The sequence below is a fragment of the Arthrobacter sp. BL-252-APC-1A genome (assembly GCF_009696625.1).
GTDB lineage: Bacteria > Actinomycetota > Actinomycetes > Actinomycetales > Micrococcaceae > Arthrobacter_B.
In genome coordinates this window covers 431,872-449,218 of record NZ_VULS01000001.1, presented here as the reverse complement: position 1 = coordinate 449,218, position 17,347 = coordinate 431,872, and the positions used below count along the sequence as shown (strand labels likewise).

Here is a 17,347-nt window from a genome sequence, read left to right as displayed (position 1 = left end):
AGTCATACCATTCTGGTCGGCGCCGAAAGCTGGCCCGCCGTCGAGGCCGCTGCGGCGCAGGAGCTCTTCGTCTTCGTCCAGCAGATCCTCGTCAGCCTCATCATCGTCATAGATCTCGAGCGGCGTCACTTCGCCGTAGGCGTCGTAAAGCACCTCTTCATAGACTTCGAAAGCGTCCGCTATGGCCAGGTAGGCGGCTTCCACGGCCGGGTCTTTCTCCCCGCGGCGGGTGGCGGCAGCCGCGAGGTGCTCTTCGAAGGCAGCAACCAGGGACTGGAGTGCAACGCGCGGATCTATGCTCATGGACTAGACGTTAGCCCCAAAGGAGGCAAAATGGGATGGAAATGCGAGAACAAATTCTGAGACCAGACGTCTCGTTCAAAACCGCTCCCGCCAAGGACTATGAGTATCTGGTCCTCTCCGTAGGACCCCACGAGTCCCTTCCTGATGCCCGCCGGCTAATCACCGACCACGCCGAGTACGGCAAATGGGAGCTGCAGCGGACCCGCATCTACCGCGGCGGAACCCACCGCTACTGGCTGCGCCGCAAGATCATGCGGGTGACCCGGACGGTATAGTCCTTCCGGAACCCGGCCCGGCACCCGCATAGGGACAGGCTTAGGGAACCGGGCCCAGAACTGCCTTGGCCATTGAATCGTGCGCCGAGTCTTCGCTGGAGGGGTGGAACATCCCCGCCAGCACATCGCGGTACAGCCGCTCGAGCTCCTGTCCCCTCGAGTAGCCGGATCCGCCGGCCACCTGCATGGCGGTTTCCACGATTCCGCGGGCCGTATCAGTCGTACGGAGCTTGAGGCCGGAGAGCCGGGGGAACCAGAACGCACCGTGGTCCACGCCTGTCTCCAGGTCCCGGGCGACGGCGTCGAGCTGGAGGAGGATCCCGTCCAAACGGATCGCCGCGTCGGCAACCCTGAAGCGGGTGTGCGGGTCGTGGGCAGCGGGCTGTCCCTGCACTGAGCGTTTCCCGGCAGCCTCGCCCGCCAGCGTCAGCGCGCGTTCTGCCAGGCCGGCGTAAACGGCGGACAGCAGCGTCTCGAAAAGGCTGAATATCCCGAATACAAAGGCGTCCGAATGCGGCCCCACAGGTGTGTGACGCACAATCCTCCCCGCGGGTACCACCGCGTTCTCAAGCAGCGTGGTGCAGGACTGGGACGCCCGCATGCCCATGGTGTCCCAGTCATCCAGGGTGGTGATGCCCCCGGTGCCGCGGTCCGCGAAGCCGAACACCAGCTGCGGCTCGTCGGGGTTGGAGGAGTCCTTGCCGAAGATTCCCAGTCGCGTCCAGGCTGGGGAAAGGCTGGTGAATATCTTTCGGCCGGTAAACGCGTACCCGCCGCCGTCCTGAGGGACTGCGTCCGTTTTGGAATCGAAAAGCACGGCACTGTTTCCGGGCTCCGAGACACCAAATGCGAACAGCTCCCCGGCTGCGGCTTCTTCGAGCAGGAACCGCAGCGAGTCGTCTCCCCGCAGTGAGAGCAGGTGGGCCACTCCACACCACACGAGGTGCATGTTCACCGCAAGTGCCGTTGCGGGAGCCGCGGACGCCAGAAGCCGCTGGCAGGCGACGACGCCGGGGATGTCCAGGCCGGACCCTCCCATCTCCGCAGTGGAGAAAAGCGCCAGGTAGCCGGCTTCTCGGAGGTCTTCCAGATCCTCGGTGAAGAAGGCGTTGGCCTGGTCATATTTCGCTGCCCGGCCGCGGAGCCGCTCAAGCAGGTCGGGTGTGAGGATGTCTTCGGCGGATTTCACGCTCTGTCCTTCCTTAGAGGGGTCTCGCTGGTCCTAGTAGCCGCGCAGCAGGCGGCCGAGGACCCGGGTGCCGAATTTCAGGGAATCGACCGGGACACGTTCGTCGACCCCGTGGAACATACCGGTGAAGTCCAGGTCTTCGGGAAGGCGCAGCGGCGCAAATCCGTACCCGGTGATGCCCAGCCGGCTCAGCGACTTGTTGTCGGTGCCGCCGGAGAGGGTGTAGGGCAGCACGGGTGCGCCGGGGTCCTCTGCCTGCAGTGCCGAGACCATTGAATCCACCAGGCTGCCGGCAAAAGGCACTTCCAGCGAGACATCCTTGTGCTCGTAGGAGACATCAATGCCTTCCCCGGCCAGGGAACGGACGACTTCGAGCAGGTGCTCTTCCTGTCCGGGCAGCGTGCGGGCGTCGATGAACGCCTCCGCTGTGCCGGGAATGACGTTGTGCTTGTAGCCGGCCTGCAGCAGCGTGGGATTGGCGGTGTTCTGCAGGGTCGCCCCCACAAACCGTGCCACGGTCCCCAGCTCGGCCAGCAGCTTTTCCGGATTGTCCGGGTCGAATTCGACGCCGGTGAGTTCCGTCACACCGTCGAGGAAGGCACGCGTCGTGTCAGTGAGTTCGATCGGCCATTCATGGGATCCGATGCGTGCGACGGCCCCGGCGAGCCGGGTGACCGCATTGTCGGTGTTGATCTGGGAGCCGTGGCCTGCCCTGCCGTGGGCTTTTAGCCTTAGCCAGGAAATGCCCTTTTCTGCTGTCTGCAGCAGGTAGGTCCGGCGTCCTCCGATAGTTGCCGAGAATCCTCCGACTTCAGAGATCGCTTCTGTGGCGCCGTCGAACAGCTCCGGACGGTTCTCTACTGCCCAGCCTGCACCGTAGCTTCCGCCCGCTTCCTCATCGGCGAAGAATGCAAAGATGATGTCCCTGCGGGGGCGGGTTCCCGTGCGGGCCATTTCCCGCATCACGGCCAGGATCATGGCGTCCATGTCCTTCATGTCGACTGCGCCGCGCCCCCAGATCAGGCCGTCGAGCTCTTCGCCGCTGAACGGATCAACGCTCCAGTCTTCCTTTTGTGCAGGCACCACATCCAGGTGCCCGTGGACGACCAGTGCAGGCTGGGAGGAATCGCTGCCGCTCATCCGCGTCACCACGGACGTACGTCCCGGCGCGGACTCGAAAACATCTGCTTCCAGGCCTACCTCTTCTATGAGGGCCGCCACATACTCGGCAGCCTTACGCTCGCCTGGCCCGGATCCGTCGCCGTAGTTGGAGGTATCGATGCGGATCAGTTCCTGGCAGATGCGTGTGACTTCGTCTTCGGCACGGATACTCATGCGGCTCTCTCCTTGCTGGGCGGCGTTTAGGACCCAGCCTAGCGATTACCTGCGCGGACGGCGGCCCTTTGTTCCGCAGCAAGTCCCGTAATACTGGGCCCGGGTTCTGCCGATTCGTTGTTCTCGCAGAAACCGTGTTAGAGTTTTTCCCGTTGCAAACGAAGAAACGGAACAAAAAACCGCTCTTCGGAAGACACCTAAGCGCGGGTGGCGGAATGGCAGACGCGCTAGCTTGAGGTGCTAGTCCTCTTATTGAGGGTGGGGGTTCAAGTCCCCCTCCGCGCACAAATCGATGTCCCAGGATATCGAGGATGCCCCCGGTCTACGGACCGGGGGCATTTTTTGTCTCCAATTGCGTGTGTGCGTCTCGTCACACCGGCTTGAACGCCTGGCTGCTGTGCGCGGGCCTCCCCCCTTGGTACCCTCGCCATATGGACGGCAGCGCGCTCCTGAACGTCATTCTGGTGCTGTTCTTCATCCTGCTCGGAGGCGTTTTCGCCGGGGCGGAGATGGCGCTTGTTTCCCTTCGCGAAGGGCAAATTCTCCGGCTGGAGGGGTCGGGAAAGCGCGGTGCGAGAATCGCTGACCTGGCCCGCAACCCCAATCTGTTCCTTTCAGCCATCCAAATCGGGGTTACGCTCTCGGGATTCTTCTCCGCAGCGTATGGTGCTTCGGCCCTGGCACCCGCCGTGTCCCCCGTGCTTCAAAGCTGGGGCCTGGGTGCTGCGGCGGCGCAGACCACGGCGTTCATCGCCATGACGCTTGTAGTGGCTTACCTATCCCTCGTCTTTTCCGAGCTGGTGCCCAAGCGGCTGGCCATGCAGAACGCGGAAGGATTTGTCCGGGCACTGGCGCCGCCGCTGGCAGTGTTCGCCGCGGTCATGCGTCCAGTTATCAAGCTGCTTTCGGTATCGACCAATGGCGTGGTCCGTGCCCTGGGTGGGGATCCGGACCTCAAGAACGTTCCCGTCTCGCAGCAGGAGCTCCTGGAGATGGTGAAAGCCAGTCCAGTGCTGGCCGACGAGAGCCGGAGCATCCTCGCAGACGTCTTTGGGGCGGGGCAGCGGCTGCTGCAGGAAGTTATGCGTCCGCGTCCCCAGGTTGAATTCCTTCCCGCGGACCTGACACTGGCCCAGGCCCGGGAGAGGGTGCATGTCCGCCCGTACTCCCGGTATCCGGTGATCGGCGATTCCCCGGATGACGTCCTGGGATTTGTCCACGTCCGTGACCTTCTGGCGCAGGACCCGGAGGTGGCCGGGGACATGCTGCTGGCAGAAATTGCCCGGCCCATCCTGTTCCTTCCGGGCACGGCGACGGTCGTCCCCTCACTGTCACGGATGCGCCGGGAGAACAGCCACATTGCGGTCGTCGCCGATGAATACGGCGGCACCGACGGAATCGTTACGCTCGAGGACCTTGTGGAAGAGGTAGTGGGCGAGATCTACGACGAGTACGACACGGGTAAGGACCCGGAAGACCAGCACGTTGCACTCGAAGGCGAGCTGGTGGTCGACGGCGGACTGATCCTCCAGGAGTTCGACCGGCTCACCGGGATGCAGCTACCGGAGGGCCAGTACGAGACTGTGGCGGGCTACATTCTCGACCAGCTCGGCCGGATGGCAGAGCCCGGGGACACTGTTCCGGCACCCGGCGGCAGGCTGCGGGTGCTCGACGTCGACCACCACCGGATCCGCACGGTTCGTGTGGTGCCGGACCTGCCGGCTTCCCAGCCTGGTCCGGCAGCCGGCGGCTGATTGCCCCTCCGCCACGCGGAAATCAGCAGGGCGCATTGCAGGTCCACTCCAAACGCGCGCAGAATACCGGGCATGAGCGCACCCGGCGGAGGCGAGGGAACGGCTACCAGCGGCGCGCCGCGGCCCGGAGACGGACCGCAGCTTAAAAGGGTCATGGGGACCAAGCTGCTGCTGCTTTTCATCATCGGAGACATTCTGGGCACAGGGGTCTATGCCCTGACCGGACGAATAGCCGGCGAGATCGGCGGGGCTGCCTGGGCGCCTATCCTGATTGCCTTTGCCGTGGCAACGATCACTGCGCTTTCCTACCTGGAGCTCGTTACCAAGTATCCGCAGGCGGCGGGGGCTGCCCTCTATACGCACAAGGCGTTCGGCATCCACTTCGTCACGTTCCTGGTGACTTTCGCGGTCCTCTGCTCCGGCATCACCTCGGCGTCTACAGCAGCGAAGTTCCTGGCGGAGAACTTCCTGGTGGGCTTCGACCTGGGATGGGGCCAGTTTGGCGTCACTGCAATTGCAGTCGGCTTTATGCTGCTGCTGGCCCTTGTCAATCTGCGCGGTGTAGGCGAGAGCATCAAATTCAACCTGTTCCTGACGGTGGTGGAGCTGACCGGGCTGCTGATCGTCATTGGGATCGGCTTCTGGGCGATGGGCCAGGGCAACGTGGACTTCTCCCGCGTGGTCGTCTTCGAAACGGAAGGCGGAAAGTCGATTTTCCTGGCACTGACCGCGGCGACGTCGCTGGCGTTCTTCTCCATGGTCGGCTTCGAAGACTCGGTCAACATGGCCGAGGAGACCAGGGACCCGGCCCGCATCTTCCCCAAGGTCATGCTCACCGGACTGGGCATCACGGTGTTCATCTATCTCCTGGTGTCCATCGCCGCCGTGGCCGTGGTGCCGGTAGGGACACTGTCCGAAAGCCAGACTCCGCTGCTGGAAGTGGTGCAGACCGGTGCGCCGGACTTCCCCATTGATGTGTTCTACCCGTTCCTCTCCATCTTCGCCGTGGCCAACACAGCGCTGATCAACATGCTGATGGCCAGCCGCCTGCTGTACGGCATGTCCAGGCAGGAGGTCCTGCCGCGGCTGCTGGCACTCGTGCTGCCGGGCCGGCGGACTCCCTGGGCGTCGATCGTCTTCACGACCATCCTGGCGATCGGCCTGATTATCCTGGTCACGAACGCCATGGGACCGGAAACGGTTTCGGCTCTTGGCGGCACCACAGCGCTGCTGCTGCTCTGCGTCTTCACGGTGGTGAACATAGCCTGCCTGGTGCTCCGAAAATCACCGCCGGACCCCGTCGAGGGTGAATCTCCGGGGCAGACCCGCAGGACGTTCCGCTCCCCCGGCATCATGCCGTGGGTGGGAGCGCTCAGCTGCGCCTTCCTGATCGGACCGTGGGCGCAGGACCCGATCGAGTACCAGATCGCCGGGGTCCTGCTGGCAATCGGCGTGGTGCTCTGGTTCTTCACCTGGCTGTGGAACCGCGCGGTCAAGGCCAAGCGCACGCGTTTTACGGATCCGGAGGAACTCCATGGCTAGCGTCATAGTTGGTTACGTCCCCGCACCTGAGGGAGCAGCAGCACTTTCGCACGCCCGCCGCGAAGCCAAGCTGCAGGAGGACAGGCTGCTGATCGTCAACGTACGCACCACCGGCCGCGGCCTGGGACACGGTCACAGCCACGGGGATGATGCCACTACCGAACTGGAGCTCATCACCGCGGAGCTCCGGGCTTCGGGGCAGGACTTCGAGATCATCCACCCGGAAGGCGACTATGACCCTGCAGATGAGATCCTTCGGGCGGCGGAGCACATGGATGGCCGTCTGATCGTCGTTGGGCTCAGGCACCGGACACCGGTCGGGAAACTCCTCCTGGGCAGCACCGCACAGCGTGTGCTGATCGAGGCACCGTGCCCGGTCCTGTGCGTCAAGGCGGGGCAGTAGCCAGGCACCGGACTTCGCGGCCCCAGGTACGAATGCGGTTATGCCCTGGACCCAAGCTCCGCAGCTATGGCTTCGATGCCGGTCCAGGTTTCCGCGAAGGACGTGGACAGCGGTGACAGGCCGAGCCGGATACCGTTTGGATTGCGGTAATCGGGGATGATCCCCTGGTCCCACAATCTCGCTGTGACCTCCCTGAAGGAGGGATGGTCGACGGTGACGTGGCTGCCCCTGCGGGCAGGATCCCGCGGAGAGGCCAGCACAGCGCCAAGCGGGGCCAGGACTTCATCGAAGGCGTCGACTGCGAAGCCCGTCAATAGCTCGGACTTCGCCCGCACCGCGTCCCTACCGGCTTCCCCTATGAGTGCCACCATGTCCTGTATGGCCAGCATCCCCATAATCGGCGGTGTGCCGGAGACCACGCGCTGGATGCCGGCTGCCGGAACGTAATCCCGGGCCATGCCGAACGGGTCTCCCGCCCCCAGCCACCCCTGGATGGGCTGGCGGAAGTCCGCCTGGTGCCGGGCGGCCACATAGGCCCACGCAGGTGCGCCGGGTCCGCCGTTCAGGTACTTGTAGCTGCAGCCGGCGGCATAATCCACGTTCCAGGCATCGAGCTCCGCCGGCACGGAGCCGGCGGAATGGCAAAGGTCCCAGAGCACGCGCCCGCCGGCACGGTGGACCAGGTCCGTGATGGCCGGAACGTCGGCGATGTATCCGGAACGGTAGGCGACATGGCTGAGGACCACCAGCGACGTCCGCGGTCCGATGACCTCCGCAACCGCCTCGGGTGAGACCCCGCCGTCGTAATCCGCTTCTGCCCAGCGCAGGGTAAGGCCGCACTCGGCGGCGATGCCCTCCATGATGTAGCGGTCGGTGGGAAAGTTGTCCCGGTCCAGCACGATTTCAGTGCGGTCGCCGCCTGCCTCGACAGCGGCACGGGCCAGTTTGTAGAGCAGGACGGTGGTTGAGTCCGCAACAACACACTGGCCCGGGGCCGCGCCAAGGACAGTGCGGCCCAGTTCGTCTCCGAGCCTGCGGGGCAGTTCAAGCCAGCTTTCGTCCCATCCACGGATCAGCCGGCCGCCCCACTGGTTTCGAACGAACTTGTTCAGCCGTTCCAGCGTGGCAGCCAGCGGCCGGCCCAGGGAATTACCGTCCAGGTAGGCCGGCACATCCGGATCATCGTGGCCAAGGAAACGCGCGCGCAGACCGGACAGTGGATCAGCGGCGTCCAGTTCAGCGGCACGGTGAGCAAGGCGCGATGTTGTTCTCATGGCCGGAACTTTAGCAGCCGTGCCTAGCCCGCTTCGGACGGGGCACCCACAGGAATCGGACGCGCCCAGCCGTGGAAGTGCCGGCGCCGGCTGCGCTGGTTCCAGCCCTGGAAACTCGTGGTCCCGCGCTCCCCCGGGGCGCCGGCATCCGAGATGCGGACGCTGACGGAGGCAGGCAGGAAGACCGGCGACTCAAAGCCGATGCTCCACTCGAACGGTTCCTGCACGGCAGGACCTGTTTCTGCGATGACGCGCGAGGCCATGTACATGCCGTGGGCGATCGAGCGCTTCAGTCCCAGCGCCCTCGCGGACAGGGCGCTGAGGTGGATGGGGTTGAAGTCGCCGGAAACCCTGGCATAGTTCCGTCCCGCGTCTGCTCCAAGGCGCCACTGGGCGGTGGGAAGCGGGGGAACAAACTCCGTCCGTTCCCCCGTTGACACAGGCCGGTCGAACCTGGGCAGGAACACGCCCTTGGCCAGATAGACCGATCGTCCGGTCCAGACAACCTCGTCCCCGGCACGGACTTCAGCTATGAGGTCCACCTGGGTGCCGGCACGGTGTCCGGACAGGTTCTCTGCCCAGGCCGTTACGGTCAGCGGCTCTGAGTAGTGGATGGGTCGGAAATGCTGCACCTCGTTGCGCAGGTGGACCAGTCCCAGCAGCGGCAGCGGGAAATCCTCGCGCGCCATGACGCTCATGGCCACGGGGAACGCGAACGTGTGGACGTAGCCCGAGGGGAGGGTGTCCTGTGCAGAGTGCATTACCAGCCGCTGGAACTCACTCAGCCTGGAAAGGTCCACCCGCGCCCCGTGCACGGTATGCCGTGCCGCGGGGAGCTCCTTGGGGGCCGAGGACGGCGAGATGCGGCTGCGCGCGGCGTTTGAAGCAGCGGTGAGGTAGAGGCGGCCAAGCGCCGGGATGGCTTCGAGTTCCTGGACGCTCATGCCCCCACCATATTCTGCCCGCAGACCCGCAGGACCTGTCCGTTGACGCCTGCTGCGGCGTCAGAGGCGAGGAAGGCAATCGCTTCCGCCACGTCCACGGGTTTCCCGCCCTGCTGCAGGCTGGACAGCCGGCGGGCCACCTGGCGGGTGAGGGCGGGCATCCGCGCCGTCATATCCGTCTCGATAAAGCCTGGGGCGACGGCGTTGATCGAGCCGCCGCGCGGGGCCAGCAGCGGCGCGGTTGCACGGACCATGCCGATGATGCCGGCCTTCGAAGCGGCGTAGTTGGTCTGGCCGCGGTTGCCGGCAATGCCGCTGGTAGAGGCCAGGGAGACGATCCGCCCGTCGGGACTGAACGTTTCCGACTCCAGGAACCGGGAGTTCATCCGCAGCTGAGATGCGACGTTGACGGCAATCACTGAATCCCAGCGGGAGGCATCCATGTTGGCCAGCAGCTTGTCCCGCGTGATTCCGGCGTTGTGGATGACAATGTCCAGCCTGCCGTAGCGTTCGGCGGCGTGGGCCAGGATCCTGTCGGCGGCGTCGTCGCGGGTGATGTCCACCTGCAGGGCGGTGCCGTGGATTTCGTTGGCGACGGCCGCAAGCTGCTCACCTGCGGCAGGAACATCCACCACGATTACACTGGCGCCTTCGCGGTGCAGCACACGGGCAATGGATGCGCCAATGCCGCGGGCTGCGCCGGTGACGACGGCTGTCTTGCCCGCCAGGGAAGCGTTCCAGTCCTGCGGGATCTCACCGGCAGCCGAGCCGACGGTGATGAACTGCCCGCTGACGTAGGCGCTGCGGCCCGACAGCAGGAAGTGCAGGGCGGCGGCAACTGAAGGCGCGGACGCATCGGTGCCGTTGGCGAGCACTATCCCGTTGGCGGTGGCCCCGCCGCGGAGTTCGTGGGCGAGGGAGCGGAGGGTGCCGTCCACGCCCTGCCGGGCGGCCGCGGCAGCCGGGTCCTGGGCCTCTGCAGCTGGCCGGGACACGGTCACGATCCGCCCGCCGGCCGCCAGGTCCCGCAGGCTGGCCCCGGCGTCGAGGCTGACGGCTCCGAGGTCCTCGGGTGTTGCCGCCTCATCGAGCACCATCAGGATTGCCCCGAGCTTTTCCCTGGGCGTTGCGTGCCTGCGGACGTCCTGGTCCCACGAGAGGAGCAGCGAGGAGAGCGAATCTGCCGTTTCACCCTTGCCCAGGACCAGAACCGGCCCGGGGATGAGGGGTTTGGAGGGATCGTAGCGCCGCAGTATCGCCGGGCGGGGCAGCCCCAGCTTCTTGGCGATTTCCTTGGTCAGGCCGGAGTTGACCAGCGAGAGGTAGGTGTCCGTCATAATCAGCGTGCCTCCAGGATTGCGACGAGGCCCTGCCCGCCGGCTGCACAGATGGAAATCAGGCCGCGGCCGGATCCCTTCTCGGCCAGCATCTTGGCCAGCGAGGCAACAATTCGCCCGCCGGTGGCGGCGAACGGGTGTCCGGCAGCCAGCGAGGAGCCGTTGACGTTCAGCTTGCTCCGGTCGATGCTGCCCAGCGGGGCGTCCAGGCCCAGGCGGGTGCGGCAGAACTCGTCGTCTTCCCAGGCGGCCAGGGTGCTGAGGACAGTTCCGGCGAAGGCTTCGTGGATTTCGAAGAAGTCGAAGTCCGCGAAGGTGAGGTTGTTGCGGGACAGCAGGCGCGGAACGGCGAACGCAGGAGCCATCAGCAGGCCGTCGCGGCCGTGCACGAAGTCAACCGCGCCGGCTTCAGCGTCAACGATGTTGGCCAGCATCGGCAGGTCGTGTTCGCGTGCGTAGTCCTCGGAACCAAGCAGGACGACGGAAGCTCCGTCGGTCAGGGGCGTGGAGTTGCCGGCGGTCATGGTGGCTTCGTCGCCGAGGGCACGGCCGAAGACGGGCTTGAGCTTGGCGAGCTTTTCCATGGAGGTGTCCGCGCGCAGGTTCGAATCCCGGGACAGTCCGCGGTATGGAGTGATGAGGTCGTCGAAGAACCCGCGGTCGTAGGCTGCTGCAAGGTTGCGGTGGCTGTTGTAGGCCAGTTCGTCCTGGCTCTCACGCGTGATCTTCCACTGGGCGGTGGTCAGCGCCTGGTGTTCTCCCATGGACAGTCCGGTGCGCGGCTCCCCCGTGGTGGGTGCGTTGGGCGCGAGATCCTTCGGCCGGATCCTGGCGATGGCAGCCAGCTTCTGCTTGGTGGTCTTGGCCCGGGACAGGTCCAGCAGTGCCCGCCGAAGTCCTTCACTGACTGCGATTGGTGCGTCGGAGGCAGAGTCGACGCCGCCGGCAATTGCCGAGTCGAGCTGTCCGAGCTTGATCTTGTTGGCCAGCGAGACCACGGTTTCAAGTCCGGTGGCGCAGGCCTGCTGGACGTCGTAGGCGGGGGTTTCCGGCGACAGTGCCGAGCCGAGAACGGCTTCCCGGGTGAGGTTGAAATCGCGGGAGTGCTTCAGGACGGCGCCGGCAGCGACGGTGCCGATCCTCTCGTCCTGGAGGCCAAACCGGGCTACCAGCCCGTCCAGGGCAGCGGTCAGCATGTCCTGGTTGGAGCTGTGGGCGTAGGCACCGCCGGAGCGCGCGAAGGGAATGCGGTTGCCGCCAATTACGACGGCGTTGCGGACGGCAGGTCCGGTGCCGGGGGCGGGTGCCGGCGCGGACGTGGATGATGCAGCCATTCGTCAGTCTCCTTGGGGGGTCGTGGTGTGACGAGAGTTACTGTAACCCACCGTACCTGATACGCTGAGTATCGTGAACACCGCAGTGAAACAAGACACACCTTCCCAGGACGGCCGCTCCGTCCGCTGGGAAGCGCACCGCACCGAGCGCCGCACGGCCCTGATCCGGGCTGCCCGCCGGGCCGTGCACACCCTGGGCGCCCAGGCCTCCATGGAGGAGATCGCTGCCTCCTCCGGAACCTCCAAGTCCGTGTATTACCGGTACTTCGGAGACAAATCCGGGCTGCAGCAGGCCATGGGAGAAGTGGTCATCAACCAGATGCAGGACAAGATCCTCGCGGCCGGACGCAGTGCCGATTCACCGCGTTCGGGCCTGCGCGCCATGGTCTCCGCGTACCTGCAGATGGCGCAGACCTCCCCCAACGTGTACGCGTTCGTTACCGGCTCCGCAGCCGGAGAAGCGCCGGGAACCAGCGAACCCGGCGTCGCCGTCGCGCTTTCACACTTCTTCGCCAACATCAGCAAGATGATGGACCACGCCGTGCAGGCGTACCTGGAAGGGCATGATTCCGGCTCGATGACCCAGGCCGCAGCCGGTTTCTGGCCCATAGCCGCTCTCGGCATGGTTCGGGCAGCCGGAGAGCGGTGGCTTGCCACGCCCGAGCCCGACCGTCCCACGGAAGCCGAAATGACGGACCAGCTGACTGCATGGCTGTTCGACGGAATCGGCTGGGACACCCCCGCCCGCAACACCACCGATGCTTCTGAACCCACCACTGCGCATGGCAGCCGCGGGGATTCCTCCGCAGCGCCGAACGCCGACCAGTAAGGACACGCAATGACGCAATCAGTCTCTACCCCGCAGCGCCAGCTTCCCCCCAGCACCGTCATCCGCGAAGACGACTCGGCGACGGTCAACGTCGAGGAACTCGGCCGTGCCCTGCTGGGCAAGTGGCAGGATATTCGGCTCCAGGCCCGAAAGCTCGCCGGCACCGACGCGCTGCACACCCCGGCCGGCCTGACCCACACGGAGCACCGGCTGCGGGTTATGGATCAGCTGAAGATCCTGGTGGACGCCGATGCCGTCCACCGCGCCTTCCCGGCCTACGTTGGCGGACAGGACAACCACGGCGGGAACATCGCCGGGTTCGAGGAACTGGTTGTGGCCGATCCTTCCCTGCAGATCAAGGCCGGCGTCCAGTGGGGCCTCTTCGGCTCCGCAGTCCTGCACCTGGGCAACCGCGAACACCATGAGAAGTGGCTGCCGGGCATCATGAGCCTTGAAATCCCCGGCTGCTTCGCGATGACCGAAACCGGCCACGGTTCGGATGTCTCCAGTATTGCCACCACCGCCGAATACGACGAGGCGGCACAGGAGTTCATCATCAATACTCCGTTCCGTGCTGCGTGGAAGGACTACATCGGCAACGCCGCCGTGAACGGCAAGGCTGCCGTTGTCTTTGCACATCTCATTACCAAGGGCGTGGACCACGGCGTGCACGCCTTCTACGTTCCGCTGCGCGACGAGAACGGTTTCCTTCCCGGCGTCGGCGGAGAGGACGACGGCGTCAAGGGCGGCCTGAACGGAATCGACAACGGCCGGCTGCACTTCTCCAACGTCCGGATCCCGCGCACCAACCTTCTGAACCGCTACGGAGACGTTGCCGAAGACGGCACGTACACCTCTTCCATCGAGAGCCCGGGCCGGCGGTTCTTCACGATGATCGGCACCCTGGTCCAGGGCCGGGTATCGCTGGACGGTGCTGCGGTTGCCGCCTCGAAGCTAGGCTTGAACATTGCCATTAAGTACGCCACTGAACGGCGCCAGTTCAACGGCGCCTCGGACACGGTGGAGGAGGTGCTGATGGATTACCAGCAGCACCAGCGTCGCCTGCTCCCCCTGCTTGCAACCACCTACGCGGCGTCCTTCGCGCACGACGAGCTGCTGGCCAAGTTCGACGATGTGTTCTCCGGAGCCGATGACACCGACGAGAACCGCCAGGACCTTGAAACGCTCGCCGCTGCCCTGAAGTCGCTCTCCACCTGGCACGCGCTGGACACCCTGCAGGAATGCCGCGAGGCCACCGGCGGTGCCGGATTCCTGGCCGAAAACCGGCTCACCGCGCTGCGCTCGGACCTGGACATCTATGTAACCTTCGAAGGTGACAACACGGTGCTCCTCCAGCTGGTGGCCAAGCGGCTCCTGGCCGACTACGCCAAGGAGTTCCAGGGTGCCGACTTCGGCGTGCTGGCGCGCTACGTAGTGGGACAGGCGACGGAGCGGACCTTCCACCGTTCCGGCCTGCGGCAGATCGTGCAGACAGTGGCCGACACCGGTTCGGAGAAGAAGTCAGCCATCGCGCTGCGCGATCCCCGCACCCAGCACGACCTGCTGGCTGACCGGGTGGCCACGATGGTTGCCGAGGTTGCCGGCGAGCTGCAGAAGGCCCGCAAGCTGCCCAAGGCCGAGGCCGCCGCTGTGTTCAACCGGAACCAGCACGATCTCATCGAAGCCGCGCGTGCACACGCCGAGCTGCTGCAGTGGGAAGCATTCACCCGCGGCCTGGAGCGCATTGAGGACGAAGGAACCCGTCAGGTGGTGACGTGGCTGCGCGATCTCTTTGGCCTGGGCCTGATCGAGAAGAACCTGTCCTGGTACCTGATGCACGGCCGGCTGTCCTCACAGCGTGCCCGGACGCTTGGTGAGTACATCAACCGCCTGCTCGCCAAGATCCGGCCGCATGCCATGGACCTGGTCAATGCCTTCGGCTACGGGCCTGAGCACCTGCGTGCCGCCGTCGCCACGGGCGCCGAAAAGGAGCGCCAGGATGAATCAATGGAGTACCAGCGGCTGCTCCGGGCCTCCGGAGCTGCACCGGTGGACGAGAAGATCCTGATCCAGCGCAGGAAGCAGGCCGAAAAGGGCAAGCGCTGACAGGCGCGGCTTCGAAAGCGAAAGACCCGGCATCGGATGCCGGGTCTTTCGCTTGTTCAGCTCGGAAGGATCCTTAGGGAAGCACTGACCGGTAGACCTTCAGGGTCGCCTCGGCAATGGCATCCCAGGAGAAGTGCCGGGCGGCACGCTGCCTGCCGGACTCCCCCATCTCCCGGGCGCGTTCCGGGTCTGTGACGACAACCGTCAGTGCCGCGGCGAAATCACGGACGAAGACTTCGGGATCCAGCGGAGTTCCGGTTCCGTCCTGCACCTGTTCGATCGGTACCAGAAGACCCGTCACACCGTCGTCGACGACTTCCGGAATGCCGCCAGTGGCACTGGCGACGACGGCGGTACCGCAGGCCATGGCTTCCAGGTTCACGATTCCCAGCGGTTCATAGATGGACGGGCAGGCAAAGACTGTTGCGGAACTGAGCACCCGAATGAGTTCACTGCGCGGCAGCATGCGCTCAATGACCACGACGCCGGTGCGGGAGCGGGTGAGCTCCTCGATCAGTACTGCCGTTTCAGCTGCCAGCTCCGGGGTGTCCGCCGCTCCCAGGCACAGGACAACCTGGACGCCGGCAGGCAGCAGGGCCGCGGCCCGAAGCAGGTAGGGAACGCCCTTCTGCCGCGTGTTGCGTCCGACGAACACCACGGACGGCGCATCGGGGTCGATACCCAGGGCGCGGACTGCCTGCGGATCATGCTCGGGGCGCCACTGCTCCGTGTCGATCCCGTTGTGCACCACCCGGACCTTGCCGGGTGTGACCTCCGGATAGGCGCGCAGGATGTCTTTCCGCATCCCCTCGGAGACGGCAATGATGGCGGAAGCGGCGTCGTAGGCTGTCTTCTCCACCCAGGAGGACAAGGCATAACCGCCGCCGAGCTGTTCGGCTTTCCAGGGCCGCAGCGGCTCCAGGCTGTGCGCACTCAGGACGTGGGGTACGCCGTACAGCAGTGAGCCCAGGTGGCCGGCCATGTTGGCGTACCACGTGTGCGAATGGATCAGGTCCGTGCCCGCCAGCCCCTGCAGCATGTCCAGGTCGGTGCCAAGCGTCTGCACCGCCGCATTGGCAGCGCCAAGCTCCGCCGGCACCGGATATGCCTGGACCCGGGCGCCGTGGTAATCGGCCTCCCGGGGCGCACCGAAACAATGAACCTGCAGGTCAACCCGGCTGGCCAGCACACGGCTGAGTTCAGCGACGTGCACTCCGGCCCCGCCGTAGATCTCAGGGGGAAATTCCTTGGAAACGATATCTACTCGCACTTGATCAACGTAGTGCACATCACGCGTGGTGATCTAGTGTGATGGACAGCAAGCTTCCAGTCCGGCAAGGCAAAACAGTTTCTCCCGCAACCCGGGAGCAGTCAGGAGCAGACACATGGCACCGAAGAAAGTCCTGTCCGTAGTGCTCGCAGGAGGCGAGGGTAAACGGCTTATGCCGCTTACCGCTGACCGGGCGAAACCAGCGGTGCCTTTTGCCGGCAAGTACCGGCTCATTGATTTCGCGCTGTCGAACCTGGTCAACTCCGGCTATCTGCAGATAGTCGTGCTGACCCAGTACAAGTCGCACAGCCTGGACCGGCACATCTCAGAGACCTGGCGGCTGTCCACGCAGCTCCAGAACTACGTTGCCTCGGTTCCCGCGCAGCAGCGGGTGGGCAAGAGCTGGTTCCTGGGCAGCGCCAATGCGCTGTTCCAGTCCATGAACCTGATCGACGACGCGCGGCCGGACATCGTCGTCGTGATCGGTGCGGACCACGTCTACCGGATGGACTTTTCCCAGATGGTGGAAGCCCACATTGCCTCCGGAGCCCCGTGCAGCGTTGCTGCCGTCCGGCAGCCGCTGGCCATGGCGGACCAGTTCGGCGTGATTGAAACTGATCCCTCCGATCCGGGCCGGATCGCGGCGTTCGTCGAGAAGCCCTCCAGCACGCCCGGACTGCCGGATGATCCCGGGAGCTTCCTGGCGTCCATGGGCAACTACGTCTTCACCACTGACGCACTGGTTGAAGCCCTGCGGGTGGACGCGGAACGCCTGATCACCAAGCACGACATGGGCGGGGACATCATCCCGTGGTTCGTGGAACGGGGCCAGGCAAACGTCTACGACTTCACCGAGAACATCATTCCCGGGGCCACCGAACGGGACCAGCGCTACTGGCGTGACGTAGGTACCCTGGATTCCTACTACGACGCGCACATGGACCTGATTTCCCCGGTCCCGTCCTTCAACCTGTACAACCTGCAGTGGCCCATCTACACCCGGCAGAGCATTTCCCCGCCCGCAAAGTTCGTTCGGGATTCCTCGTCCCAGCCCGGGACCGCGGTGGATTCGATCGTGGCCAACGGTGCAGTAATTTCGGGCGGAAGCGTCAGCGGATCCGTGCTGGGCCATGACGTTTACGTGGATGCGGGTGCCACCGTCAGTGACAGTGTAATCATGGACGGCGTGCGGGTTGGCGCGGGAGCGGTCGTCCGCCGTGCCATCGTAGACAAGTTTGTCCAGATCCCGCCCGGCGGGACTATCGGTGTGGACCGCGAACTGGACCTGGCCCGCGGCTACACGGTCACGGCGTCCGGACTGACGGTCATCAGCAAAGGACAGACCGTACGCGTGGAGTGACCCGGACCGCCCGATAGCAGGTCGCAGTCCCGTTAGCGGTAAGGTCGAGGTGCACCAGTTTGCCCTCCGCCGTGCGCCCCCCGGCGGACCCA

Annotated in this window: 14 protein-coding genes, 1 tRNA gene and 1 pseudogene; 8 read left to right on the top strand and 8 right to left on the bottom strand. The window is 65.2% G+C overall.

Annotation, left to right across the window (positions count from 1 at the left end):
* Positions 1 to 63: 63 nt before the first annotated feature.
* Positions 64 to 303 (bottom strand): annotated as a pseudogene (locus tag FYJ28_RS02070) (hypothetical protein); the annotation flags it as partial.
* A gap of 41 nt (positions 304 to 344) precedes the next feature.
* On the opposite strand from FYJ28_RS02070, the gene FYJ28_RS02065 reads away from it, so the two are divergent.
* A complete protein-coding gene (locus FYJ28_RS02065) occupies positions 345 to 578 on the top strand; it encodes a DUF5703 family protein (RefSeq protein WP_055242232.1) in 234 nt (77 codons plus the stop codon).
* 40 nt (positions 579 to 618) lie between these two features.
* On the opposite strand, the gene FYJ28_RS02060 is transcribed toward FYJ28_RS02065, so the two are convergent.
* A complete protein-coding gene (locus FYJ28_RS02060) occupies positions 619 to 1,767 on the bottom strand; it encodes an acyl-CoA dehydrogenase family protein (RefSeq protein ID WP_055241087.1) in 1,149 nt (382 codons plus the stop codon).
* A 33-nt stretch (positions 1,768 to 1,800) separates the two neighbouring features.
* On the bottom strand, positions 1,801 to 3,102 hold the full coding sequence (locus tag FYJ28_RS02055; RefSeq protein ID WP_154578096.1) for a M20/M25/M40 family metallo-hydrolase: 1,302 nt from the start codon (positions 3,100 to 3,102) through the stop codon (positions 1,801 to 1,803).
* 201 nt (positions 3,103 to 3,303) lie between these two features.
* On the opposite strand from FYJ28_RS02055, the gene FYJ28_RS02050 reads away from it, so the two are divergent.
* From FYJ28_RS02050 to FYJ28_RS02035, 4 genes are all read left to right on the top strand, one after another.
* A tRNA-Leu gene (locus FYJ28_RS02050) sits at positions 3,304 to 3,387 on the top strand.
* 146 nt (positions 3,388 to 3,533) lie between these two features.
* Positions 3,534 to 4,856 (top strand): hemolysin family protein, encoded by a 1,323-nt coding sequence (locus tag FYJ28_RS02045; RefSeq protein WP_154578095.1) that lies wholly within the window; start codon positions 3,534 to 3,536, stop codon positions 4,854 to 4,856.
* 72 nt (positions 4,857 to 4,928) lie between these two features.
* Positions 4,929 to 6,398 (top strand): APC family permease, encoded by a 1,470-nt coding sequence (locus FYJ28_RS02040; RefSeq protein WP_442778562.1) that lies wholly within the window; start codon positions 4,929 to 4,931, stop codon positions 6,396 to 6,398.
* The gene (locus FYJ28_RS02035; protein WP_154578094.1) at positions 6,391 to 6,801 is read left to right on the top strand and encodes a universal stress protein; all 411 of its coding nucleotides are present in this window, start codon (positions 6,391 to 6,393) and stop codon (positions 6,799 to 6,801) included. The genes FYJ28_RS02040 and FYJ28_RS02035 overlap by 8 nt, the downstream gene beginning before the upstream one ends.
* A 38-nt stretch (positions 6,802 to 6,839) precedes the next feature.
* Here FYJ28_RS02035 and FYJ28_RS02030 read toward each other — a convergent pair whose 3' ends face one another.
* The 4 genes from FYJ28_RS02030 to FYJ28_RS02015 all read right to left on the bottom strand — a co-directional run bounded on the left by FYJ28_RS02030 (position 6,840) and on the right by FYJ28_RS02015 (position 11,690).
* Positions 6,840 to 8,075, bottom strand: a complete 1,236-nt coding sequence (locus FYJ28_RS02030) for a kynureninase (RefSeq protein ID WP_154578093.1) — start codon at positions 8,073 to 8,075, stop codon at positions 6,840 to 6,842.
* A 23-nt stretch (positions 8,076 to 8,098) separates the two neighbouring features.
* The gene (locus FYJ28_RS02025; protein WP_404319994.1) at positions 8,099 to 8,764 is read right to left on the bottom strand and encodes a MaoC family dehydratase; all 666 of its coding nucleotides are present in this window, start codon (positions 8,762 to 8,764) and stop codon (positions 8,099 to 8,101) included.
* A 251-nt stretch (positions 8,765 to 9,015) separates the two neighbouring features.
* Positions 9,016 to 10,356 carry a 3-oxoacyl-ACP reductase gene (locus tag FYJ28_RS02020; protein WP_154578092.1) on the bottom strand — a complete coding sequence of 447 codons (1,341 nt, stop codon included), beginning with the start codon at positions 10,354 to 10,356 and terminating at the stop codon, positions 9,016 to 9,018.
* Between the two features lie 2 nt (positions 10,357 to 10,358).
* A complete protein-coding gene (locus FYJ28_RS02015) occupies positions 10,359 to 11,690 on the bottom strand; it encodes an acetyl-CoA C-acetyltransferase (protein ID WP_154578091.1) in 1,332 nt (443 codons plus the stop codon).
* Positions 11,691 to 11,763: 73 nt separating this feature from the next.
* Here FYJ28_RS02015 and FYJ28_RS02010 point away from each other — a divergent pair, with 73 nt between their 5' ends.
* Positions 11,764 to 12,519 (top strand): TetR/AcrR family transcriptional regulator, encoded by a 756-nt coding sequence (locus FYJ28_RS02010; protein WP_082413530.1) that lies wholly within the window; start codon positions 11,764 to 11,766, stop codon positions 12,517 to 12,519.
* A 9-nt stretch (positions 12,520 to 12,528) separates the two neighbouring features.
* Positions 12,529 to 14,625 carry an acyl-CoA dehydrogenase family protein gene (locus FYJ28_RS02005; RefSeq protein ID WP_154578089.1) on the top strand — a complete coding sequence of 699 codons (2,097 nt, stop codon included), beginning with the start codon at positions 12,529 to 12,531 and terminating at the stop codon, positions 14,623 to 14,625.
* A 73-nt stretch (positions 14,626 to 14,698) separates the two neighbouring features.
* On the opposite strand, the gene glgA is transcribed toward FYJ28_RS02005, so the two are convergent.
* Positions 14,699 to 15,895, bottom strand: a complete 1,197-nt coding sequence (gene glgA, locus FYJ28_RS02000) for a glycogen synthase (RefSeq protein ID WP_326831447.1) — start codon at positions 15,893 to 15,895, stop codon at positions 14,699 to 14,701.
* A gap of 115 nt (positions 15,896 to 16,010) precedes the next feature.
* Between glgA and glgC the strand changes: the two genes are divergently transcribed.
* A complete protein-coding gene (gene glgC / locus FYJ28_RS01995) occupies positions 16,011 to 17,255 on the top strand; it encodes a glucose-1-phosphate adenylyltransferase (RefSeq protein ID WP_055241109.1) in 1,245 nt (414 codons plus the stop codon).
* Positions 17,256 to 17,347: the final 92 nt, after the last annotated feature.

Bases quoted from the DNA above. Each gene is read 5' to 3' on its own strand.
- FYJ28_RS02055 (WP_154578096.1), bottom strand. From the start codon at position 3,102: ATGAGTATCCGTGCCGAAGACGAAGTCACACGCATCTGCCAGGAACTG.
- FYJ28_RS02045 (WP_154578095.1), top strand. From the start codon at position 3,534: ATGGACGGCAGCGCGCTCCTGAACGTCATTCTGGTGCTGTTCTTCATC.
- FYJ28_RS02005 (WP_154578089.1), top strand. From the start codon at position 12,529: ATGACGCAATCAGTCTCTACCCCGCAGCGCCAGCTTCCCCCCAGCACC.
- FYJ28_RS02040 (WP_442778562.1), top strand. From the start codon at position 4,929: ATGAGCGCACCCGGCGGAGGCGAGGGAACGGCTACCAGCGGCGCGCCG.
- FYJ28_RS02030 (WP_154578093.1), bottom strand. From the start codon at position 8,075: ATGAGAACAACATCGCGCCTTGCTCACCGTGCCGCTGAACTGGACGCC.
- FYJ28_RS02020 (WP_154578092.1), bottom strand. From the start codon at position 10,356: ATGACGGACACCTACCTCTCGCTGGTCAACTCCGGCCTGACCAAGGAA.
- glgC (WP_055241109.1), top strand. From the start codon at position 16,011: ATGGCACCGAAGAAAGTCCTGTCCGTAGTGCTCGCAGGAGGCGAGGGT.
- FYJ28_RS02065 (WP_055242232.1), top strand. From the start codon at position 345: ATGCGAGAACAAATTCTGAGACCAGACGTCTCGTTCAAAACCGCTCCC.
- FYJ28_RS02025 (WP_404319994.1), bottom strand. From the start codon at position 8,764: ATGGCGCGCGAGGATTTCCCGCTGCCGCTGCTGGGACTGGTCCACCTG.
- FYJ28_RS02015 (WP_154578091.1), bottom strand. From the start codon at position 11,690: ATGGCTGCATCATCCACGTCCGCGCCGGCACCCGCCCCCGGCACCGGA.
- FYJ28_RS02035 (WP_154578094.1), top strand. From the start codon at position 6,391: ATGGCTAGCGTCATAGTTGGTTACGTCCCCGCACCTGAGGGAGCAGCA.